A 20,613-nucleotide genomic window follows, 5' to 3' on the forward strand; every position below is an offset into this window, starting at 1 on the left:
ACTCCCTCGCCACAAGTACACGGCCCGCTCAGCGCTTGGAAAGCTCCATAATCATCCGACTCAACAAATACACCCGAGGCACCACACTCTCCACCTCGGCATATTCCTCCGGCGTGTGAATATTCCCGCCCACTATCCCAAACCCGTCCAGCGTCGGTGTGCCGACCCCGGCCGACAAGCTTGCGTCCGCCGCGCCGCCGCTGCCTTCGATGGTCAGGGTTTTGCCCAGTTCGCCGTAGATGCCTTGGGCAATCGCGACCAGTTTGTCTGACTCCGCCGTTTGCGGCATCGGTGGCAAGCCGCGTTGCAGGCTGGTCTTCACTTCGGAGTCTGGGATCAGTTTGTTCGCGGAGACCCGTGCCAGGTCCTTCTCGATGCGGTCGAACTCTTCCGGCAGCGCGGCGCGTACGTCGGCCTTGGCGGTGGCTTGGTCGGGGATGACGTTGGTGCGGTCGCCGGCCTTGAGTACGGTGAAGTTGATGGTGGTTTTTTTCTCGGCGTCGCCCAGCTTGCCCAGTTGCAGGATCTGGTGTGCGGCTTCCATGGCGGCGTTGCGCCCCAGTTCAGGCGCGACGCCGGCGTGGGCGGCTTTGCCTTTGACTTCAACCACCGCGGTGGCGCTGCCTTTGCGCCAGACCACCAGGCCGTCGGCTGGGCGGCCGGGTTCCAGGTTGAGGGTTACGTCGTGGCCCTTGGCGGTGGTGCGGATCAGTTCGGAGGCGGCGTCGGAGCCGGTTTCTTCGCTGGCGTCGAGCAGGAAGGTGATTTGTGCATAGTCCTTGAAGCCTTGGTTTTTCAGGACTTTCAACGCGTAGATGCCGGCGACGATGCCACCTTTGTCGTCCATCACGCCGGGGCCATAGGCGCGGCCGTCCTTGATGTGGAACGGGCGTTCGGCGGCCGAGCCTTCCTTGAACACGGTGTCCATGTGCGCCATCAGCAGAATTTTGGCCTTGCCGGTGCCCTTGAGGGTGGCGATCACATGGCTGTTGTTGGCGGCTTTGTCCGGCACCAGCTCGATGCTGAAACCCAGCTGTTTCAATTCATCCACGGCGATGTCGCGCACTTGGGTCAGGCCGAGCTCGTAGCCGGAGCCGGAGTCGATATTCACCAGGCGCTCCAGCAGTTTCAGGGCCTCGGCCTTGTACTGTTCAGCGTCCGCCTGGATAGGCTTGTGGGGTTCGGCGCTGTAAGCCGGTACGGCGAAGGACAAGGCCAGGGTGGCGGCCAGCAGGGTGCGGGGGAAGGTGAAGAGCATGGACCGATCCTTGTTTTTCATTGAGGGGGGCCGCCACACCCTACCCCACTAAACGGACCGCAACCAAGCCCCCTGCAGCGAGCTGACCCGGTTGCGCCCGCTGCTTTTGGCTTCGTACAAGGCCTGGTCGGCATCGTTGAGCCAACTGGTGGCGTCGGCGTGGCTCGGCAGGTATGGTGCCAGGCCGATACTCAAGCTGGCGCGCAAGGTCGGGTCCTGGGCGTAGGCCAAGGCGTTGAAACGATCACGCAGGGCGTCCATTACTTCAGTGGCACGGTTGAGCGGCATGTCCGGCAGGATCACGCAAAACTCGTCGCCGCCATAACGCCCGGCAAGGTCGGTGGCGCGCAGGTTCTGGCGCAATACCCGGCTCAACTGGCGCAGGACGATATCGCCGGTGACATGGCCATAGGTGTCGTTGATGATTTTAAAGTGGTCGATATCGATCAGCGCGATGGCCGCACCGGCAGGGCCGCGGCGGCAACGGTGGAACTCGATTTCCAATTGATCCTTCCAGGCGCCGTGGTTGAGCAGGCCCGACAGGCTGTCGGTGCGGCTCAGGGCCAACAGTTCGCGCTTGTGCCGCGCCAGGGTCACGGCCTGGCGGTAGCAGATCCAGCCCAGGGCCAGGGGATACAACGTCAGGATCGGCAGGCAGGCATACAGCTGGGCCTGGGTGGTGACGCCGATGAATGCGGGCGCGACTATCAGCAGCGCCGTGGCGATGCCCAGCGCCTGGGCCACCCACCCCGCCAGCAAAAAGCGCGGCCCGCCGATGGCGACGTTGTTCATGCTCATCATCGACAAGGTGGTGACGCTGGGCAGCGGGTTGAAGTGCATCGCGCCGACCCAGAAGCCGCCGCAGAAGGAATCGAACAGCAGGTTGCGACGCTCACTGCGCAGGGTATGAGCGGCACGCAAAGACGCTTGGAACGCCAGGTGCGGCCAGATAAACGCGTTGATCAGCATCCAGGCCCACACCCATGGGGACGGGTTCAGCGGATACATGCCGAACGCCACGCAAACAAAGCCGAGCGCCAGCCCCAGGAGGCGCGATTTGTACAAGCGCGAAGCGAGCGGAAGTCCATTTCCTCCGACGGCTGCCATGATGGGGGGGTAATCCTGGGTGAGTCCCTGGAGTCTATCAGGGCGACGGCAAATCGCCACTACTGCTTACAGGCTGATACTTCAGTGCGAAAACCCGCGCGCCAGCATCAATGCCACGCCGAGCAACATTATTGCCGTGATCCGCTGCAACATCACGCGCCGCTTGGGGTTTTCCAGCAGGTGTTTGATGCGCTGGCCGAAATAGCAGTACAGGCATCCACTGGCAAATTGCAGCAACAGGAAGGTCAAGCCGAGGATCGCGATATCCGCCGCCGAGCTGTGCTCCCCGGCCCCGGCGAACTGCGGGAAGACGGCGCTGAACATGATGATGGTCTTGGGGTTGGAAAAGCCGGTCAATAAGCCCTTGCCGAACAGGCTGCGCGAGCCCTCCACGGCGCCGGCCTTGTCGATCGACACGCCGCTGCTGGTCCACTGCTTGTACGCCAGGTAAAGAATATAGGCCACGCCAACAAACTGGATGGCCTGGGTAATCGCGAGGTTGCCCTTGATCAGCTCGGAAAAGCCCACGGCGAAGATCAGGATAGAAATCAGGTACGACACACTGGCGCCGATCTGCGCCGGGATCGAACTGCGCAGGCCGTCCTTCAGGCCCAGGCTCAATAACAACAGGGTCATGGGGCCGGGACTGAAGGTCATGGTCGCGCAAAACAACAGGAAGTAGAGAAACGAAGACAGCGTTAACGCACTTGTCATGGTCAGGGACCTTGAATGGGGCGCACGCCGCACGCGTGCGCCCATGGTTTACATCAGGCGACCGCGATTTCGGTCGTCAGCGATTCGCGGTACATCAAGGCCAGGTCAGCCAGGGCGGCCTTGGCGGTCTGGTTGCGGGTTTCGAATGCCACCAGGCCTTTCCAGTTGGTTTCGACGATGGCCTGCATCACGTCGGCGTAGTCGCAGTTGCCGTCGTGAATGCCGAAATGCTGGTCTTGCACGCCGTTGTTGTTGCTGAAGGAGATGCCCTTGATCACGTGGTGATACTTGCGCACCACCGCCGCCGGCAGGCCGTTCTCGATATTGGCGTGGCCGGCATCGAGGAAGAAGTACACATTGTCATGGGCTTGCAGGCGCTCGAACACAAAAGCGTATTCCGCCTCCTGGGTGAAGATGTAGTGGAACGGGCGATAGTTGACGTAGTTGGACAGGTTTTCCAGGTAGATGTCCGTGCCCTGGGTCGCGGCGTAAGCGGCCAGTTCCTGGACTGACTTGAGGTAATGTTCCAGGGCAACTTTCTTGGCCTTGAGCACCATCTTCGGTTCGACGATGCAGCCACCGTGAATGATCAGCGGCGCGCCCAGGCGACTGGCGATATCGATTTCTTGCTTGACGTAGGCCACCGCCGCCACGCGGAACGCCTCAACGTCACTGGCCAGCGGCGCCTTGAAGTTGCCGTGGAAGACCGGCTTGACGCCGCTGGCGGCGATTTGCGCGCGCAGGCTTTCGATGCGCGCCTCGGTCCAGTCATCGACCATTTCGCCGAACAGGCTGCCGTCGACATACCAGTGGGTGCACTGCCCTTCGATGGCGGCTTGCAGGCCCTGTTCAGCGTCCAGGTACTTCTGGTGGGCCACACCGGTACAGAACGGCACGGCAGAGTTGATCAGTTTGCTTTCCATGGAGCGATTCCTTTCGTTGATGGAGGGTCAGGCGTGTGAAGGGTCAGCGAGTTCGATGGCCATGAAATCGGCCTTGGTCACGCCGCAATCCGGGCATGTCCAGTCTTCAGGCACCTCTTCCCAAGGGGTGCCTGCGGGTATTCCATCCTCCGGAATGCCCAAGGCTTCTACGTACATAAAACCGCAGGGTGTGCACATATAAGTCTTCATGAGAATGCAAAATCCATTGCTCGGGAGTAGGAAATTCCGCCAATTCCTGGCGAGATGGCGCGCAGTCTAGGGGAATGGCATTGCGCCAGGCAGGTAAAGTGATGCCTAATCCGGCCTGACTTCACCGGTAAAAGTACCGGCAAACAAAAGGACGCTTCATGTTGGTATCCGCCATCGCTTTCGTGGAAGGCACACCCAAGGTCCAGCAGATCGTGGAGGCCTTCAGCCAGGCCATCGAGGCCGGTGAATGGGCGCCCGGCAGCAAGTTGCCGTCGGTGCGGGCGTTGACCGAAATCCTCGGCGTCAGCAAATTCACCCTCAATGAGGCCCTGGACCGCCTGCGCGGGCGCAACCTGCTCACCTCCCGCCAGGGCCGTGGCTATTTCGTTGCGATGGACAATGCGCGCCCGGCGTCGGTGACCTGGGTCGACCTGCTGCCCCAGGACCTGCTCAGCGTGTTGCGCCGCCCCTTGGCCACCGCCAGTGGCGAGCTGCGCCCCGGCGGCGGGCACTTGCCGGAAGCATGGTTGAATGGCGAAGCAATCCGCCAGGCCATGCGCAGCGTGGTGCGCGCGCCGTCGCTGCGCATCGCCGGGCTCGGCACTCCGGCCGGGCTGTTGCCGTTGCGCCAGGCGCTGCAACAGAAACTGCACGGCGAGGGCCTGTCGGTGCCGGTGGAACAGATCATCACCACGCCCAACACCGTGCAAGGCCTGGACATGCTCATGCGCCTGCTGGTGCGTCCCGGCGACACGGTGCTGCTGGACGCGCCGTGCTACTTCAACTTCCACGCCAACCTGGCCCTGCATGGGGTCAAGGTGGTGACCCTGGAACGACGCCCCGACGGCTTCGACTTCACCGCCTTGGAACACCTGCTGGCCGAACACCGGCCCAGCCTGTACCTGACCACCAGCGTCTTGCATAACCCCACCGGCCATTCCTTCAGCCCCAGCCAGGCGTTTCGCCTGCTGCAACTGACCCAGCACTACCACTGCCATATCGTCGAGGATGACCTCTACGGCGACCTGCACCCCAATCCGCCGCCACGCCTGGCCGCCGTCGCCGGGCTGGATCAGGTCACCTACCTGTCGGGGTTCTCCAAGATCCTCAGCGCCAACGCCCGCGTCAGTTACGTGGTGGCCGCGCCGCAGCTGGCCGCCAACCTGACCAATATGAAATTGATGAGCGGCGGCGTGACCTCGGAGCTGTTCGAGCAGATCGTGTACCGCATGCTCAGTGAGGGCAGCTATGCCAAGCACCGCAAGCGCATGGTCCAGCGCCTGATGGAAGCCGGTGGGCGCGTCGAGCAGTGGCTCAAGCGCTGCGGTTGCGAACTGCCAATGGCGTTTGAAGGCGGCATGTTTATCTGGGCGCGCCTGCCGACCGGCGTCAACGCCGAGCTGCTGGCCCAGGAAGCCTTGAAGCGCAGCATGGTGCTGGCGCCCGGCACACTGTTCGGCTACGACCCGGCGCATCGCGACCTGATGCGGTTCAATGTGGCCCACAGTGATGAGCCGCGGGTGCAGCGGGTATTCGAGGCGTTGTTGGTGCAGGCGGTACGGGCAGCTTGAGTGGCGGTGCCGTCACCCCGGCAACGGCATTACCCGCAACGGCCGCACCGACTTGTAGGAAAAGCTCGAATAAATTTCTTTCACACAGGGCAGGGTCTGCAGAACTTCCCTGGCGAATTCGCCAAATGACTCCAGGTCCTTGGCCACCACTTCCAGCAGGAAGTCATAGCGCCCCGACACGTTATGGCAGGCCACAATCTCTGGAATCGCCAACAGCCGCTGCTCGAACGCCCGGGCGATTTCCTGGGTGTGGCTTTCCATCATGATGCTGACGAAGGCGGTCACCCCATAGCCCAGGGCCTTGGGGGACAGGATCGCCTGGTAACCGCTGATCACCCCGCTCTCTTCCAGGTTGCGCACCCGTCGCCAGCACGGCGACGTGGTCAGGGCAACGCGCTCGGCGAGTTCGGCCACGGTCAGGCGGGCGTTGCTCTGCAACGCGTTTAAAAGGGCTTTATCGGTGCGGTCCAGGCTGACAGGCATAACGTGCCTCTATTCATTGTTTTTATCGGGTTTTCATCCATGAACGCCGGCGTTTCGAGGCATTTTTGCAACGTTCAACTGTGGTTATGAGCATAGCATTGTAGGAAATAAGGAGCGCCTGACATGAACAATAAACACCCTGCGTTCGGTTTTTCTACCCGCGCGATTCACCACGGTTACGACCCCAAGGACTATCACGGCGCCCTGGTACCGCCGATCTACCTGTCGGCCACTTTCGCTTTTCCGACCGCCGAGTACGGCGCGGCCTGCTTTGCCGGGGAGGCCTCCGGTCACTTCTATACGCGCATTTCCAACCCGACCCTGGCCCTGCTGGAGTCGCGTATGGCCGCCCTGGAAAACGGCGAGGCGGCCGTGGCGTTCAGTTCCGGGATGGGCGCGATTGCTGCGACGTTCTGGACCCTGCTGCGCCCAGGCGACGAAGTGATCGTCAGCCAGACGCTGTACGGCTGCACCTTCGCCCTGCTGCAGGGCATCGGCGAGTTCGGCATCAAGGTGCGCCATGTCGACCTCACCGACCTGGCCGCCCTGCAAGCGGCACTCTGCCCCGCAACCCGCATGATCTACTGCGAGACCCCGGCCAATCCCACCCTGCGCCTGGTGGACATCGCCGCGGTGGCCCGGCTCGCCCACCAACAACCGAATGTCACCGTGGTAGTCGATAACACCTATTGCACGCCCTACCTGCAACGGCCCCTGGAGCTGGGCGCCGATGTGGTGGTGCACTCGGCCACCAAGTACCTCAGCGGGCATGGCGACATCACCGCAGGCATTGCGGTGAGCAGTCACGCGATAGCGCAACGCATCCGCCTGCAAGGGCTCAAGGACTTGACCGGCGCGGTGATGTCGCCGCAGGACGCCGCCTTGCTGATGCGCGGTCTCAAGACCCTCGCCCTGCGCATGGACCGCCATTGCAGCAACGCCCAGGCCGTGGCCGAAGCCTTGCAGGCGCATCCCGCCGTGCAATGGGTAACCTACCCTGGGCTGGCGTCCTTCCCACAATACGAACTGGCTGCGCGGCAAATGAAGCAATCCGGCGGCATGATTGCCTTTGAGCTCAAAGGCGGGATCGATACCGGGCGGCGCTTCATGAACGCGCTCAAGCTGTTTACCCGCGCGGTCAGCTTGGGCGACGCCGAATCACTGGCCCAGCACCCGGCCAGCATGACCCACTCCACCTACACCCCCGAGGAACGCGCGCAACACGGCATCAGCGAAGGCCTGGTGCGCTTGTCGGTGGGGCTTGAGGACGTCGCCGACCTGTTGGCGGATGTGCAACAGGCACTGGGCAAGTGTGCCCGTGCGGTTGCGCGTCCAACGTTGCTGGCCGCGCACGCGGGGAAATAACCGTCGGGCTGTGGTAACGGGCTATAAGGAGCCCCAGGCACATCAATCCGGATCGCGTTCATCCAACGCACGCGCCGCCAGCGCCCCCATCACCCCGCCTGCGATTGGCGCCAGCCAGAACAACCAGAGCTGTGACAGGTAGTGCGCCCCGGCAAACAACGCCGGCCCGGTGCTTCGCGCAGGGTTGACCGACGTGTTGGTCACCGGGATCAGCACCAGGTGGATCAAGGTCAACGCCAGGCCGATGGCGATGGGTGCAAAGCCGGCCACTGCCCCCGGCGCCGTGACGCGCATGATGATCAACACAAAAAAGAACGTGGCGATCAGCTCGGCCAACGCAGCGGACTTCACGTCGAAGTGCCCGGGACTCAGCGGGCCATAACCGTTGGCGGCAAAACCGCCGAGTTCAAAACCGGGCTGGCCGTTGGCGATCAAGTACAGTGCTGCGGCCGCCAGAATTGCGCCAATCACCTGCGCCGCGATGTAAGGCAACACATCAGCACCGCAAACCCGACGCCCCGCCCATAAGCCAATGGTCACCGCCGGGTTGAAATGCCCGCCGGAAATACCGCCCACTGCATACGCCATGGTCAACACGGTAAGACCAAACGCCAGCGACACCCCTGCAAAACCAATACCCAACTCTGGAAACGCCGCCGCCAGAATGGCACTGCCACATCCGCAGAAGGTCAGCCAGAAGGTCCCCAAAAGCTCCGCGATCAAACGCTTTTGCACACTCGATTCCATTGCCGTTCATGCCGTCACCACGGGAGGTGGGCGGTCCCGCGAGACGGTAGCAATGGGCATTGATGGATCCTGTAGGAATTGTCCGGTTTTGTGTGGGAGGGGGCTTGCCCTAATGCCAGTCAGTTAAGCGTACACCACCGTCTGTAGGAGCGAGCTTGCTCGCGAAAAACTCACAGGCACCGCGTTTATTCAGGAAGCACGCGTTATCGTTGACGTTTTTCGCGAGCAAGCTCGCTCCTACAAAAAGCCTTGACTGACTGGAATTAGCCCAAGGCCGCCCTCTATTTTTCCCGTTCAGCTTTGCACCACACCCGTCCCAAACCGCCGAATCGCCAGGCAATACCCCACCAACCCCAGCGCCGCCAGCAACCCGCCCGCCGCGCCGATCCAGGCGAAGCCGAAGTGGCTGCCGACCCAACTGCCCATCAGCGCGCCGCCGCCGATGCCGATGTTGTAGATGCCGGAAAACATCGCCATCGCCACGTCCGTGGCGTCCGGCGCGAGCACCAGTACCTTGGACTGCATCGCCAGGCCGAAGCCCATGATCGCCATGCCCCAGAACACGCTCAGCACCACCAGGTAGGATTGGGCGCCGCTCAACGGCAGCATCAGCGCCAGGCAGGCCGCGAGCAGGAACACGCAGCTGATCACGAACACATGCGGATTGAACCGATGCACCAGGCTGAACAGCAGCGAGCCGATGATGCCGGCACCGCCGAACACCAGCAGGATCAGGGTGACCGCACTGCCGCCCAGGCCGGCGACACCTTCGACGAAGGGTTCGATGTAGCTGTAGGCGGTGAATTGTGCGGTGACGGTCATCGCGGTCAGCACGTAGAGCGCCACCAATGCCGGGCGTTTGAACAGCAACGGCAGGCTGCGCAGGGAGCCGGAGTTCTGGCTCGGCAGCGGCGGCAAGGTGCGCGCCAGCCAGAACACCAGTGCGGCCGCAAACGCGGCGATCACCAGGAAGGTGGTGCGCCAGCCCATGGCTTCGCCGAGCAGGCGGCCAAGGGGAATGCCCAGCACCATCGCCAGGGATGTGCCGGTGGCGAGCAGGCCAAGGGCTTGCACCTGCTTGCCCACCGGTGCCAGGCGTACCGCCAGGGAGGCGGTGATCGACCAGAACAACGCATGGGCCAGGGCGATACCGATGCGGCTGACCATCAGCAGGCCGAAGCTGGTTGCCACGCTGGACAGGATATGACTGGCGATAAACAAGCCAAACAACACGATCAGCAACTTGCGCCGTTCGACGTTACGCGTGAGCAGCATCACCGGCAACGATGTCAGCGACACGATCCACGCGTAGATGGTGAGCATCAGGCCGACGCTGGCCACGGGCATATCAAAGCTGGCGCCGATAGCGCTGAGCAGGCCGACCGGCACGAATTCGGTGGTATTGAACACAAATGCGGCCAGCGCCAGGGCGATGACCGGTTGCCAATTGGCTTGAGGGGTTGCGGCTGAAAGGCTCATTGACGGGCGAGGTACTCTGACAGTGATCAAACGGCCGCGCAGGGCATGCGGGCCGTTGAACATTCTATAGGTTTCTCGTGCAGCTGTTGGCGCCGATCCTGCGACAATCGCGCGCAGTCTCAGGGCAACGTATCAAGCCTGACTTACGGATCCACCTGCGTCATCAACTCAGGAATGCTTTCCGGTCGATTCGCATAGCGCTGGGCCAACGCCGCGCACACCATCAGCTGGATCTGGTGAAACAGCATCAGCGGCAGGATCAGCACGCCCATGGTCGCCCCGGCGAATAGCACCTGGGCCATGGGCACGCCGGTGGCCAGGCTTTTCTTCGAACCGCAGAACAGGATGGTGATGCGGTCTTCCTGGTTAAAGCCGAACGCCTTGCCCAACAGCGCGGACGCCACCAGCACCAGGGCCAGCAACACGCAGCACGCCACCACCAGCCCGCCCAGTTCCCACAGCGGAATCTGGTGCCAGATGCCTTCGTTGACCGCTTCGCTGAAGGCACCGTACACCACCAGCAAGATCGAGCCCTGGTCGACGAATTTGAGCCAGGTTTTATTGCGGCCCACCCAGTCGCCGATCCAGCGCCGAGCGATTTGACCGGCGACGAACGGCAGCAGCAACTGCACGCTGATCTTCAGGATCGCGTCGACGGTGGAGCCGCCATCGCCGTGCACATCAAGCAGCAGGGTCACCAGCAACGGCGTCAAGAAGATCCCGAACAGGCTCGAGGCCGCCGCGCTGCAGATCGCCGCCGGGATGTTGCCGCGCGCCAAGGAGGTGAAGGCAATCGCCGATTGCACCGTGGCCGGCAGCGCGCAGAGATAAAGCATACCCATGTACAGCTCGTTGCCGATCAGCGGTGACAGCAGCGGCTTGAGCGCCAGGCCGAGCAGCGGAAACAGCACGAAGGTCAGGCTGAACACCAGCAGGTGCAGACGCCAGTGCCCGGCCCCGGCGACGATGGCCTGGCGTGATAGCTTGGCACCGTGCAGGAAAAACAGCAGCGCGATGGCGAGGTTGGTGACCCAGCCGAAGGCCACGGCGGTCTGGCCGCTGGCCGGCAGCAAGGAGGCGAGGATCACCGTGGCGATCAGCGTCAGGGTGAAGTTGTCGGGCAGGAAACGTGGACGGGTCATAAGCAAATCTTCCAGGGGTTGCCAAGAGCATCTTGGCGACTCTAACGTAACGACCTGTTACCGACTAACGCCAATGAGCCAGTAAATGCCGCCTAAAGGACACGAAAAAACCGTCCGCCGCAGCGTACCCGGGCTGTCCAGCCTGCCACGACCGGTGTATGGGCGCACCGAATCCTTGCCCAACCGCGCGCTGACGCGGCGGCACAGCCATCCGTGGGTGCAGTTGTCATATGCGATTTCCGGGGTGCTGGAGATCCAGACCAGCGCCGGCCGCTTCGTTGCGCCACCGCAGCGTGCGGTATGGATTCCGGCGGGCATGCCCCATCGCGTGTACAGCTCGCCCCATACCGAGATGCGCAGCCTTTACCTCGATTGCCGCGTGACCGCCTGGGCGGCCGAGCGCTGCCAGGTGCTGGCGGTGAGCAATTTGTTGCGCGAATTGATTCGCAGCTTCAGCGAACTGCCCGTGGAATATGCCGAGGATGGCCCCGACGGCCGCCTGGCCCAAGTGGTGTTGGACCAACTCGCTGCAGCGCCCCATGTGGATTTGATGTTGCCCTTGCCCCATGACCCGCGCCTGCGCCAGATTTACCGCAGCCTTAATCTGCATCCAGAGCAGCAGACCACCCTGGGTGAGTGGAGCCGCAAACTGGGGGTGAGCGAAAAGACCCTCAGCCGTTTGTTTTTGCGCGACACAGGGCTGACGTTTCGCGCGTGGCGCCAACGCCTGCGACTGTTGAGCGCCCTGCCCGGCCTGGAGCAAGGTGAACGGGTGACGGATGTGGCGTTGGGCTGTGGTTATGAATCGACTTCGGCGTTTATCAACGCGTTTCGCCAGCAGTTCGAGGCCACGCCCGGTGAATTTTTTCGCTGAGCGTTGCCCAGTTGACCAAGCGCCACGTTCAAATAATCCCCAAACACGCGCTCGGCTGGTATTGTGCCGCGCTTTGAAAGACCGCTACCGACTTGCGAGGAAATGGACGTTGAACACTGACGAAAAAATGACCGGGGACCTGTTCGAGGTTGATAAGCGCCTGTCACTCAAGCCCGTGGTGGACTTCAACGCCTACCTGCGCAGCGCTTTCGGCGACGGCCCGTGCACCTGCATCCGCTGCGGCGCCAGCGGCGGCGATGAGAGCGGTTATGCGTTCCAGCACACCTTCAATTTCGACGGCAAGCCCACGCACCGCCGCTTCGCCTCCACGGCGGGCAGTGATGTGGTGATGGTGCTGAAGAAAGCCTGGTTGTCCTACACCAAGGCGGAGTTGCCGCTCAGCGGCGTGCTGGTGCTCGATACCGTCAAGGAATTCGTCGAGCCACAGCTGCACAAGCGCGTGGCGCCACTGCTATTGGCCAGCGGGTTGGTGAAGGATGTCGATGACCAATTGCACATTCAGCCACAAGCATTGACTTGAACGCACTTCAAATGTGGGAGGGGGCTTGCCCCCGATGGCGGTGAGCCAGCTAAGCATTGGTTGGCTGACACACCGCTATCGGGGGCAAGCCCCCTCCCACATTGGTTTTGTATTAGCAAATTAAAAACCGGGAACGCCTTGCACCCGGATCTCAGGCGTCAGTTCTTCCAGCGGCTCGGTCAGCGGCCGGTCGCTGCTCCCCGGCACCAGAATCACCTTGCGGCACTCCTCCTCGCACTTATCGAACAGCTCATAGCCGCGCGCCGCCTGTTCCAACGACAGCCGGTGGGTGATGATCGCTTCCGGGTTCAGGTGGCCCAGTTCGATATGCTCCAGCAGCTCCGGCAGGAAGCGCTGCACGTGAGTCTGGCCCATCTTGAAGGTCAGGCCCTTGTCGAACGCGTCGCCAAACATGAAGCCGTGGATAAAGCCGGCATACACCCCGGCCACGCTGACCACGCCACCACGGCGCACGGCGGCGATGCATTGGCGCAGGGCCTTGCCGCTGCTGCCTTCGATCTTCAAGGTGGTGAGGATCGTTTCGGTGGTGCTGCCCTTGGCTTCGAAACCCACCGCATCCACCACGCCATCGACACCGCGCATGCCGGCGGTCTGGCGGATGATGGTGTCGGCGGGGTCGTCGTCCTCTTCGAAGTTGATCGGGATCACGCCGTACATTTTTTGCGCGTAGGCCAATCGATAGGGATGGTCGTCGACCATGAAAATCTGTTCGGCGCCGAGCATCTGCGCGCACGCTGCGCTGAGCAAGCCCACCGGGCCAGCACCATAGATCGCCACGCTCGAGCCTTTGCCGATACCGGCATTGGTCACCGCCTGCCAGGCGGTGGGCAGGATGTCGGACAGGAACAACACCTTTTCATCCGCCAGCACACCGGGCACCTTGAACGGCCCGGCGTTGGCCTTGGGCACGCGCACCAGCTCGGCCTGGCCTCCGGGAATGCCGCCATACAGGCGGCTATAGCCGAACAGCGCGGCCCCCGGCGGGATCGCCTTTTTATTCAGGATCGCACCGCGCCCGTCGTTGGTGGTTTCGCAGGCGGCGTACTGCTGCAACTGGCAGAAAAAACAGTCGCCACAGGCAATCACGAAGGGGATCACCACGCGGTCACCGCGTTGCACCGCCGTCACGGCCGGGCCGGTTTCCTCGACGATGCCCATGAACTCGTGCCCGAAGATATCGCCATGCTCCACGGTCGGGATTTTGCCTCGGTACAGGTGCAAATCCGAACCGCAGATCGCCGTGGCGGTGACGCGCAAAATGATGTCGTCGGGCTGTTCAATGATCGGGTCAGGTACCGTATCGACCTGGACTTTGTGGGCGCCTTGGTAGGTCATCGCGCGCATGCTCTGCACTCCTGTGGTTGGGCTTATTACTTAAGGGCGCATGTAGTGCCCAGTGTTCCCTCAACCTGTTGCGGCAACCGATAAATGGTCGCCGCGGCTCTGGGCCAGGAGCCCATCCACCACGCGGCACAGGCCGCCCGACGCATCGGCACCCGCGCTGCGCGCCTGCGCGTACCAATGCAGCTGCTCGGTTGCACTGTTACCGCGCCGCAGCAACCTGTGCAGGCTGTCAAACAGCTGGCCTTCACCCAGGGCGTCGGCCGTGTCGGCGAACCTCTGGCAAGCGCGTTGCAACCACTGGTGCGCGCTGCAAAGGGCGCCTGAGGCGTCCAGCGCAAAGGTGCCGGCTGCGCCAAAGCGCTTGGCTTGCCAGCGGTTTTCCTTGAGCAGCCAACGCGTCTCGGGGGTGAAGCCCGCACCGGGCTGCTGCATCGCGCAGGCATGGCTGACCATCACCCGAAATAACGTCGCCAGGGCCAGGCTATCTTCCAGCCGCGGGCATGCATCGGTCATGCGCAGTTCAAGGGTGGGATAGCGCGCCGCCGGGCGAATGCCCCACCAGCCGTTGCCATCGGCTTCGATCGCGCCCATGCGCTGCAACATTGCCAAGTAGCGCTGGTACTCGTCCCAGTCGGCAAAATGCTCCGGCACACCCATGCGCGGCCACTCATCGCAGGCGGCCTGGCGGTAGCTCATGAAGCCGGTGGGCGCACCGTTCCAGAAGGGTGAGGAGCAGCTGAACAACAGCAGTAACGGCAACCAGGGCAACACCTCGTTCATCACCGCGATGCGATCGACCCGTGCCGGTACCTCGACATGCACGTGCAAGCCACACAACACACTGCGCCGCGCCACGTACTGCACATTCTCGAATAATTGCCGGAAGTGCCCGTGCTCAGTGGGCCGTTGCTCACGCCAGTCGGCCAAGGGATGGCTGCCGGCGCACACCACGCCCAGGCCGAAGTCAGCCAAGGCCCGCGCCAGGTTGCGGCGCACCGTTGCCAGGTAGTGGGTCGCCTCCTCGCCGGAGTGAAACACCGGTGAGGCGGCCTCTACCTGGCCCTGGAACATTTCATGGGTAAAACCCTCACCGATGGCTTCTCGGCAGGCCGCGATTACGGTTGCCGAGGGTGCGGCGAGCATCTGGCGCGTGTGCAGGTCAGTGATGAAATACTCCTCTTCGACACCGAAGGTGAGCATGAGCGTTCAGCGCAGGCGTGTAACGGTAAGTGCAACCACAGCGATCCGCTCGACGCGTTCATACCCCGGTTTATCGAGTTCTTCGCCGAAGACGTCGGGGTCCAGTTCACGGTAGGTCCAGCCATAGGCGTCGCTGGTCAGCAGCGGCTTGACCGCCTCCAGAAACGCATCGCCGCCCGCCACCATGGCCACGCCGGTATACAACACCAGGCTGCCGCCAATGGCGAGGCGTGGGAGCGATTCGCTGACGATGCGCACCGACAGCTGTTCGCCCAACGCGCCACCGCCATGGCGATAGGCGCGCTGGCGGTCGTCATTCATGTACGGCGGGTTGGCGACGATCAGGTCGAATTCACCCTCGACGCTGGCCAGCACGTCACTCTGGTACACACTGACATTCGCCAGGCCGGCCAGCTCGGCATTCACTGCGGTGAGGCGCAGGGCGCGGGGATTGATATCCACGGCCAGCACCTCGGTGTCGTGCCGCGCGTGGGCGATAACCAAGGCGCCGACCCCCGCCCCGCAGCCGATATCCACCGCGCGCTTGAGCGGTTCGAAACGCTGCTGCAGATGGGCTTGGATAACCTGGGCGAATCGATAGCTGTCGGGGCCGAAAAACACCGCGTCCGCCTCGACGGTGGGAAAAGGCGAATGGGCAAACAGCAGGTCATCCAGGCTCGACCAGCGCACCGTGCTGCGCCATAGGGCGTCGTGTTTTTCGATCACCTCGGCCTGCTGCAACTCTTCACGAAACGCCTCGGGCAACAGCTCGTTGTCAAACGGCATCGACCAGCCGAATACGTCACGCATATTCATCGCCAGCGGCGTGCCCAGGCGCCGGTACACGCGCTCGTGGGTCAGCGGCGTCGGCGTGATAAAACGGTAACCGCTTTCCTTCAAGCCTCGGCCGAGGTTGAGCAGGGCGCGGTCAGCCAGTTGTTGTGCAGACATGGAGTTTCCTTAGCGCAGGCGTGCGCGCAGTTGGATAAAGCGGCGGGTGGCGTACAACCCTGCGGGGCTGCAGTGACGCCGCGCCGACATCCAAGGGATCAGCGCGGTGAGCTGCTGGTCATCGGGCAAGTTCCATAACGAATCCACCAGGGCCTGGGTGTCAGGATCCGCAGGACGATGCTGCTCGCGGGAGAAACGGCTGCCACGTCCTGGACGAACCGGCGGCACGCGCTGGGTGCTGATCCAGTCCCCGGCGATCCAGTCATGCAGCACCTGTTTTTCATAACCGCTGAACACGCCGAACATCGCGGCCCCCGCCCCCTCGATCAACTGCCAGAAGCGGCTCTCGGCGGGGTCCTGGTTGCGCTTGATCCAACCCTTGTCTTCCATTGCCCTGAGGAAATCCCCGATCTGACCGGGCTTGGCCAGCCAATGGTTGACGGTCTTGCCTTCGAAGCGGCAGTAGTCCGAATGCATGTGCTGGCCAAAGGTACGCTTGCGTTCGAGCATGGCCACCACTTCGTCCTGCAGATCGAAATCTGCGATGACCGCCGTGGTGCCTGGGCCGAGATCGTTGAGGCGATACCCGGCCGCAACACGACGGTAGAACGCCTCCCTGCCCTCGCCGAGCGGCAGCAGGTTCAATACCGATTGCGCGGCTTTGCTGGCGTGGCCGCTGCTGGCATTGTCGATGGTCACGTGGAGGGTGAAGTAATAGGGGTCGATGCCCAACTCACTGAGTTCGTATGACGTAATCAGCAGGTGCAGTGGCAACTGCTCGTAACCCAGGTTGTAACCGATGACTTCCGGCAGGAACTCGTCGGCGCACAGGCCCAGGGCCAGCTGCAGGGCGCCTTGCAGGTAGTGGCCATCTTCAAGCCCGGCCTCGCTGTCGGCATCGTGCTCACTGAGCAGCTTGCGATAGATCACCACATGGTTCTGCGCGGCTTCGCCGTCGCCCAACTCTTCGAGGTAGGTGGTCAGCAGGCCGTCGAAACGCTGGTCCTGCCAATAGCGCAACAGGCCGTAGAGCCAGGCGCCGTCGACCTGTTTGGTCGGGGCCACGCGCTGCAGCACATACAACGCGTGCGCCTTGTTCTGGAAATAGCGACGCGGCCGGCCCTGCTGGCGTTGCTCCAGATACTCGGCATAGGCCTGGGCCACGACGGCGCAACGCTGTTCGACCCAGGCCAGCAACTGTTCGGGCACTTCGGGCAGGTCGCAGGCGGTGCTTTCTACATGCGCCAGTTGATCCTGCAGGTAGTCACGCGCCAATGCCGCCGCGCCTGGGGCTTCGCCATACAGCTGTTGATACACCCGTTGATGCCGGCCAGGGGCCGAGTCGGTGAGAGAGGCCGGTTGGCCCGACAGCGCAGTGAGGAGTGTCATGGTGGCAGTTTCCGCAAAGTCCGTTACAACGGGCCACCCTGCAAGGCGGCCCCGCAAAAGCGCTTCAAACCACACGCTTATGGAATGCAGAGCATCGGGATGTGCGAAAAATTCAAATGAGGTTGTAAAAGGGGGGATAAGCGGTCGCTCGGCAAGTTGCAAATGCCTTACGGGCTCATGAAGCAGATTCAAATGTGGGAGGGGGCTTGCTCCCGATAGCGGTGGATCAGTGAGTGCATTGGTCACTGACAAACCGCTATCGGGAGCAAGCCCCCTCCCACTTTTGATACTCAGTGTCCCTGTTACTTACGCGCCGCCTCCCACTGCTTGAGTAGGTCGTTGTAGTTCACGGTCTCGCCTTTGGGCTTCTCGTTCGCCAGTTTCGGCTTCGGCGCGCCTGGCTGGTCGAACCAGTATTGCGCGTCACGCTCGGGGTTCATTTTCGGGCCGCACACCGGTTGCACCTTGGAGCGCTCCAGGCGCGTCATGATCGCGTCCTGTTCCTTGGCCAGGTTGTCCAGGGCCTGTTGCGGGGTTTTCTCGCCGCTGGCGGCGGCCGCGATGTTGCTCCACCACAGTTGCGCCAGGCGTGGGTAGTCCGGCACGTTGGTGCCGGTCGGCGACCACTCGGTGCGGGCCGGGCTGCGGTAGAACTCCACCAGGCCGCCGAGTTTGGGGGCCATGTCGGTCATGGCCTGGGAGTTGATATCGGACTCACGAATCGGCGTCAGGCCAACGATGGTCTTCTTCAGCGACACGGTTTTCGAGGTCACGAACTGCGCGTAGAGCCAGGCCGCGAGTTTCTGCTTCTCCGGCGTGGACTTGAGGAAGGTCCAGGATCCTACGTCCTGATAGCCCTTTTTCATGCCCTTTTCCCAGTACGGTCCGACCGGTGACGGCGCCATGCGCCATTTCGGCGTACCGTCGGCATTCACCACCGGCAGGCCCGGCTTGACCATGTCGGCGGTAAACGCGGTGTACCAGAAGATCTGCTGGGCGATGTTGCCCTGGGACGGCACCGGGCCGGATTCGGAGAAGGTCATGCCCGCCGCTTCCGGTGGCGCGTAGGCTTTCATCCAGTCCACGTATTTCTGCGTGGCAAAAACAGCGGCCGGGCCGTTGGTGTCGCCGCCACGGGTAACGCTGGAGCCCACCGGGTGGCAGTCCTCCACGCGAATGCCCCACTCGTCCACCGGCAAGCCGTTGGGCAAGCCCTTGTCGCCGCCGCCGGCCATGGAGAACCAGGCATCGGTGAAGCGCCAGCCCAGGGATGGGTCTTTCTTGCCGTAGTCCATGTGCCCGTAAATGCGCTTGCCGTCGATTTCCTTGACGTCTTCGCTGAAGAATTTGGCGATGTCTTCATAGGCCGACCAGTTCACCGGCACGCCGAGATCATAGCCGTACTTTTCCTTGAACTTGGCTTTCAGCTCCGGGCGCTCGAACCAGTCGGCGCGGAACCAGTAAAGGTTGGCGAACTGCTGGTCGGGCAACTGGTAGATTTTGCCGTCCGGGGCGGTGGTGAAGGACAGGCCGATAAAGTCCTTGAGGTCCAGGGTTGGCGAGGTGAAATCCTTGCCTTCGTTGGCCATCAGGTCGGTGATGGACTCGGTCTTGCCGTAGCGAAAGTGCGTACCAATCAGGTCCGAGTCGTTGACCCAGCCGTCATAGATATTCTTGTCGGACTGCATCTGGGTTTGCAGCTTTTCCACCACGTCGCCTTCTTGCAGCAGGTCGTGGGTCAGCTTGATCCCGGTAATTTCGCTGAAGGCCTTGGCCAGCACCTTGGATTCATACTCGTGGGTGGTGAGGGTTTCCGACACCACGTTGATCTTCATCCCACGGAACGGCTCCGAGGCCTTGATAAACCACTTCAACTCCTCCAATTGCTGTTCGGCCGTGAGGGTGGACGGCTTGAACTCGCTGCCGATCCATTTTTTCGCGGCATCTTCATACGCATCGGCCCAGGCCGTAGCGCTCAAACCACTGAGGGCCAGTACGGCGGCCAATGAAATGCTATGTCGCAGCTTATTGTTTTTATTCAACATAGAGACCTCCTGGTTATTTTCAGACGGGACTCGCAGACACCCCTCTCTTGTAGGAGCGAGCTTGCTCGCGAAAAACTCAAAGACACCGCGGGCTACCAGGAACACCGCGTTATCGTTGACGATTTTCGCGAGCAAGCCCGCTCCTACAGGGTGTGCACACCTAGCCCCAGCGCATCACACTCAACAGCCACACCAGGGACAGCGCAGTCGCCACCCAGATGCTCCAGCCGGTGGCGCCGATTACCAGCAAATGCAGGTAGGCGCTGCCGAGAAGACCGATAAACAAGCGATCACCACGGGTGGTGCTGATCGGCAGAAAACCACGCCGAGGGATACTCGGCGCGCGCAACTCCCAGGTGGTCATGCCCGCCAGAATCAGCGCGATACCGCCAAAGAACAGTGCAGTCGGGGTGGTCCAGGCCATCCATTCCATCGTCGATTCCTCTAGACCCGGCCCAGGGCAAAGCCCTTGGCCACGTGGTTACGAACAAACCAGATCACCAGCATGCCCGGCAGGATGGTCAACACCCCCGCCGCCGCCAGCACGCCCCAGTCGATACCCGAGGCCGAGACCGTGCGGGTCATCACCGCTGCGATGGGCTTGGCATTGACCGAGGTCAAGGTGCGCGCCAGCAACAGTTCGACCCAGGAAAACATGAAGCAGAAAAACGCCGTGACGCCGATACCGGAGCCGATCAACGGGATGAAAATCTTCACGAAGAACTTGGGGAACGAGTAGCCGTCGATGTAGGCGGTTTCGTCGATTTCCTTGGGCACTCCGGACATGAAACCTTCCAGGATCCACACCGCCAGCGGCACGTTGAACAAACAATGCGCAAGCGCCACCGCGATGTGCGTATCAAACAGGCCGATAGACGAATACAGCTGGAAAAACGGCAGCAGAAACACCGCCGGCGGCGCCATGCGGTTGGTCAGCAGCCAGAAGAACAGGTGCTTGTCGCCCAGGAAACGGTAGCGCGAAAACGCGTAGGCCGCCGGCAATGCCACGCTCAGGGAAATCACCGTGTTCAAGCTCACGTAGTACAGCGAGTTGAGGTAGCCGGTGTACCAGCTGGGGTCGGTGAAGATCACCTTGTAGTTGGCCAGGGTGAAATCCTGCGGAAACAGGGTCAACCCGCCGAGGATTTCGGTGTTGCTCTTGAACGACATGTTCAGCAGCCAGTAGATCGGCACCAGCAGGAACAGGATGTAGATCAAAAGCGGTATAAGCTTGCGCTTGCTCATGTTG

The 20,613-nt window shown here is 62.2% G+C and carries 20 protein-coding genes; 4 read left to right on the plus strand and 16 right to left on the minus strand.

Annotated features, from left to right (window positions below; all coding sequences use genetic code 11):
• Positions 1 to 28 precede the first annotated feature (28 nt).
• The 5 genes from C4J89_RS15485 to C4J89_RS15505 form a co-directional block, all read right to left on the minus strand.
• Positions 29 to 1,258, minus strand: a complete 1,230-nt coding sequence (locus tag C4J89_RS15485) for a M20/M25/M40 family metallo-hydrolase (protein WP_124414936.1) — start codon at positions 1,256 to 1,258, stop codon at positions 29 to 31.
• A gap of 48 nt (positions 1,259 to 1,306) precedes the next feature.
• Entirely contained in the window at positions 1,307 to 2,365 is a 1,059-nt protein-coding gene (locus C4J89_RS15490) for a diguanylate cyclase (protein ID WP_124414937.1), read from the minus strand.
• A gap of 81 nt (positions 2,366 to 2,446) precedes the next feature.
• Positions 2,447 to 3,079, minus strand: coding sequence for a LysE family translocator (locus C4J89_RS15495; RefSeq protein WP_124414938.1), 633 nt, complete (start codon positions 3,077 to 3,079; stop codon positions 2,447 to 2,449).
• A gap of 53 nt (positions 3,080 to 3,132) precedes the next feature.
• Complete coding sequence (locus C4J89_RS15500) at positions 3,133 to 4,002, minus strand: sugar phosphate isomerase/epimerase (protein WP_124414939.1); 870 nt, start codon at positions 4,000 to 4,002, stop codon at positions 3,133 to 3,135.
• Between the two features lie 27 nt (positions 4,003 to 4,029).
• Positions 4,030 to 4,212: a rubredoxin gene (locus C4J89_RS15505; protein WP_124414940.1), complete on the minus strand. Its 183-nt coding sequence runs from the start codon at positions 4,210 to 4,212 to the stop codon at positions 4,030 to 4,032.
• A gap of 158 nt (positions 4,213 to 4,370) precedes the next feature.
• Here C4J89_RS15505 and C4J89_RS15510 point away from each other — a divergent pair, with 158 nt between their 5' ends.
• Positions 4,371 to 5,783 carry a PLP-dependent aminotransferase family protein gene (locus C4J89_RS15510; protein ID WP_124414941.1) on the plus strand — a complete coding sequence of 471 codons (1,413 nt, stop codon included), beginning with the start codon at positions 4,371 to 4,373 and terminating at the stop codon, positions 5,781 to 5,783.
• Between the two features lie 12 nt (positions 5,784 to 5,795).
• Here C4J89_RS15510 and C4J89_RS15515 read toward each other — a convergent pair whose 3' ends face one another.
• Positions 5,796 to 6,266, minus strand: coding sequence for an Lrp/AsnC family transcriptional regulator (locus tag C4J89_RS15515; RefSeq protein ID WP_124410194.1), 471 nt, complete (start codon positions 6,264 to 6,266; stop codon positions 5,796 to 5,798).
• Positions 6,267 to 6,389: 123 nt separating this feature from the next.
• Here C4J89_RS15515 and C4J89_RS15520 point away from each other — a divergent pair, with 123 nt between their 5' ends.
• Positions 6,390 to 7,631 (plus strand): methionine gamma-lyase, encoded by a 1,242-nt coding sequence (locus tag C4J89_RS15520; RefSeq protein ID WP_124414942.1) that lies wholly within the window; start codon positions 6,390 to 6,392, stop codon positions 7,629 to 7,631.
• 42 nt (positions 7,632 to 7,673) lie between these two features.
• On the opposite strand, the gene aqpZ is transcribed toward C4J89_RS15520, so the two are convergent.
• The 3 genes from aqpZ to C4J89_RS15535 form a co-directional block, all read right to left on the minus strand.
• Positions 7,674 to 8,378: an aquaporin Z gene (aqpZ, locus tag C4J89_RS15525; RefSeq protein ID WP_124414943.1), complete on the minus strand. Its 705-nt coding sequence runs from the start codon at positions 8,376 to 8,378 to the stop codon at positions 7,674 to 7,676.
• Between the two features lie 294 nt (positions 8,379 to 8,672).
• Positions 8,673 to 9,857, minus strand: a complete 1,185-nt coding sequence (locus tag C4J89_RS15530; protein ID WP_124371024.1) for a sugar transporter — start codon at positions 9,855 to 9,857, stop codon at positions 8,673 to 8,675.
• A gap of 143 nt (positions 9,858 to 10,000) precedes the next feature.
• Entirely contained in the window at positions 10,001 to 10,999 is a 999-nt protein-coding gene (locus C4J89_RS15535; RefSeq protein ID WP_124414944.1) for a bile acid:sodium symporter family protein, read from the minus strand.
• 85 nt (positions 11,000 to 11,084) lie between these two features.
• On the opposite strand from C4J89_RS15535, the gene C4J89_RS15540 reads away from it, so the two are divergent.
• The gene (locus C4J89_RS15540) at positions 11,085 to 11,873 is read left to right on the plus strand and encodes a helix-turn-helix domain-containing protein (RefSeq protein WP_124363230.1); all 789 of its coding nucleotides are present in this window, start codon (positions 11,085 to 11,087) and stop codon (positions 11,871 to 11,873) included.
• Between the two features lie 109 nt (positions 11,874 to 11,982).
• The gene (locus C4J89_RS15545; RefSeq protein ID WP_124363231.1) at positions 11,983 to 12,414 is read left to right on the plus strand and encodes a hypothetical protein; all 432 of its coding nucleotides are present in this window, start codon (positions 11,983 to 11,985) and stop codon (positions 12,412 to 12,414) included.
• A 120-nt stretch (positions 12,415 to 12,534) separates the two neighbouring features.
• Here C4J89_RS15545 and C4J89_RS15550 read toward each other — a convergent pair whose 3' ends face one another.
• The 7 genes from C4J89_RS15550 to C4J89_RS15580 form a co-directional block, all read right to left on the minus strand.
• Complete coding sequence (locus C4J89_RS15550; RefSeq protein WP_124363232.1) at positions 12,535 to 13,779, minus strand: zinc-dependent alcohol dehydrogenase; 1,245 nt, start codon at positions 13,777 to 13,779, stop codon at positions 12,535 to 12,537.
• Between the two features lie 60 nt (positions 13,780 to 13,839).
• A complete protein-coding gene (locus C4J89_RS15555) occupies positions 13,840 to 14,979 on the minus strand; it encodes a carboxylate-amine ligase (protein ID WP_124414945.1) in 1,140 nt (379 codons plus the stop codon).
• Positions 14,980 to 14,985: 6 nt separating this feature from the next.
• Positions 14,986 to 15,930, minus strand: a complete 945-nt coding sequence (locus tag C4J89_RS15560) for a class I SAM-dependent methyltransferase (RefSeq protein WP_124414946.1) — start codon at positions 15,928 to 15,930, stop codon at positions 14,986 to 14,988.
• Between the two features lie 9 nt (positions 15,931 to 15,939).
• On the minus strand, positions 15,940 to 17,319 hold the full coding sequence (locus C4J89_RS15565; protein WP_124414947.1) for an iron-containing redox enzyme family protein: 1,380 nt from the start codon (positions 17,317 to 17,319) through the stop codon (positions 15,940 to 15,942).
• Positions 17,320 to 17,621: 302 nt separating this feature from the next.
• Positions 17,622 to 19,364 (minus strand): ABC transporter substrate-binding protein, encoded by a 1,743-nt coding sequence (locus C4J89_RS15570; RefSeq protein ID WP_124363236.1) that lies wholly within the window; start codon positions 19,362 to 19,364, stop codon positions 17,622 to 17,624.
• 160 nt (positions 19,365 to 19,524) lie between these two features.
• On the minus strand, positions 19,525 to 19,797 hold the full coding sequence (locus C4J89_RS15575) for a DUF2160 domain-containing protein (protein WP_124363237.1): 273 nt from the start codon (positions 19,795 to 19,797) through the stop codon (positions 19,525 to 19,527).
• A gap of 11 nt (positions 19,798 to 19,808) precedes the next feature.
• Positions 19,809 to 20,609, minus strand: a complete 801-nt coding sequence (locus tag C4J89_RS15580) for a carbohydrate ABC transporter permease (protein ID WP_003232361.1) — start codon at positions 20,607 to 20,609, stop codon at positions 19,809 to 19,811.
• Positions 20,610 to 20,613: the final 4 nt, after the last annotated feature.

Origin of the sequence: Pseudomonas sp. R4-35-07 (assembly GCF_003852235.1) — a bacterium.
Taxonomy (GTDB): Bacteria; Pseudomonadota; Gammaproteobacteria; order Pseudomonadales; family Pseudomonadaceae; genus Aquipseudomonas.

Bases quoted from the DNA above. Each gene is read 5' to 3' on its own strand.
- C4J89_RS15485 (WP_124414936.1), bottom strand. From the start codon at position 1,258: ATGCTCTTCACCTTCCCCCGCACCCTGCTGGCCGCCACCCTGGCCTTG.
- C4J89_RS15490 (WP_124414937.1), bottom strand. From the start codon at position 2,365: ATGGCAGCCGTCGGAGGAAATGGACTTCCGCTCGCTTCGCGCTTGTAC.
- C4J89_RS15580 (WP_003232361.1), bottom strand. From the start codon at position 20,609: ATGAGCAAGCGCAAGCTTATACCGCTTTTGATCTACATCCTGTTCCTG.
- C4J89_RS15550 (WP_124363232.1), bottom strand. From the start codon at position 13,779: ATGCGCGCGATGACCTACCAAGGCGCCCACAAAGTCCAGGTCGATACG.
- C4J89_RS15515 (WP_124410194.1), bottom strand. From the start codon at position 6,266: ATGCCTGTCAGCCTGGACCGCACCGATAAAGCCCTTTTAAACGCGTTG.
- C4J89_RS15570 (WP_124363236.1), bottom strand. From the start codon at position 19,364: ATGTTGAATAAAAACAATAAGCTGCGACATAGCATTTCATTGGCCGCC.
- C4J89_RS15520 (WP_124414942.1), top strand. From the start codon at position 6,390: ATGAACAATAAACACCCTGCGTTCGGTTTTTCTACCCGCGCGATTCAC.
- C4J89_RS15510 (WP_124414941.1), top strand. From the start codon at position 4,371: ATGTTGGTATCCGCCATCGCTTTCGTGGAAGGCACACCCAAGGTCCAG.
- C4J89_RS15535 (WP_124414944.1), bottom strand. From the start codon at position 10,999: ATGACCCGTCCACGTTTCCTGCCCGACAACTTCACCCTGACGCTGATC.
- C4J89_RS15530 (WP_124371024.1), bottom strand. From the start codon at position 9,857: ATGAGCCTTTCAGCCGCAACCCCTCAAGCCAATTGGCAACCGGTCATC.
- C4J89_RS15495 (WP_124414938.1), bottom strand. From the start codon at position 3,079: ATGACAAGTGCGTTAACGCTGTCTTCGTTTCTCTACTTCCTGTTGTTT.
- aqpZ (WP_124414943.1), bottom strand. From the start codon at position 8,378: ATGGAATCGAGTGTGCAAAAGCGTTTGATCGCGGAGCTTTTGGGGACC.
- C4J89_RS15565 (WP_124414947.1), bottom strand. From the start codon at position 17,319: ATGACACTCCTCACTGCGCTGTCGGGCCAACCGGCCTCTCTCACCGAC.
- C4J89_RS15540 (WP_124363230.1), top strand. From the start codon at position 11,085: ATGCCGCCTAAAGGACACGAAAAAACCGTCCGCCGCAGCGTACCCGGG.
- C4J89_RS15500 (WP_124414939.1), bottom strand. From the start codon at position 4,002: ATGGAAAGCAAACTGATCAACTCTGCCGTGCCGTTCTGTACCGGTGTG.
- C4J89_RS15555 (WP_124414945.1), bottom strand. From the start codon at position 14,979: ATGCTCACCTTCGGTGTCGAAGAGGAGTATTTCATCACTGACCTGCAC.
- C4J89_RS15560 (WP_124414946.1), bottom strand. From the start codon at position 15,930: ATGTCTGCACAACAACTGGCTGACCGCGCCCTGCTCAACCTCGGCCGA.
- C4J89_RS15575 (WP_124363237.1), bottom strand. From the start codon at position 19,797: ATGGAATGGATGGCCTGGACCACCCCGACTGCACTGTTCTTTGGCGGT.
- C4J89_RS15505 (WP_124414940.1), bottom strand. From the start codon at position 4,212: ATGAAGACTTATATGTGCACACCCTGCGGTTTTATGTACGTAGAAGCC.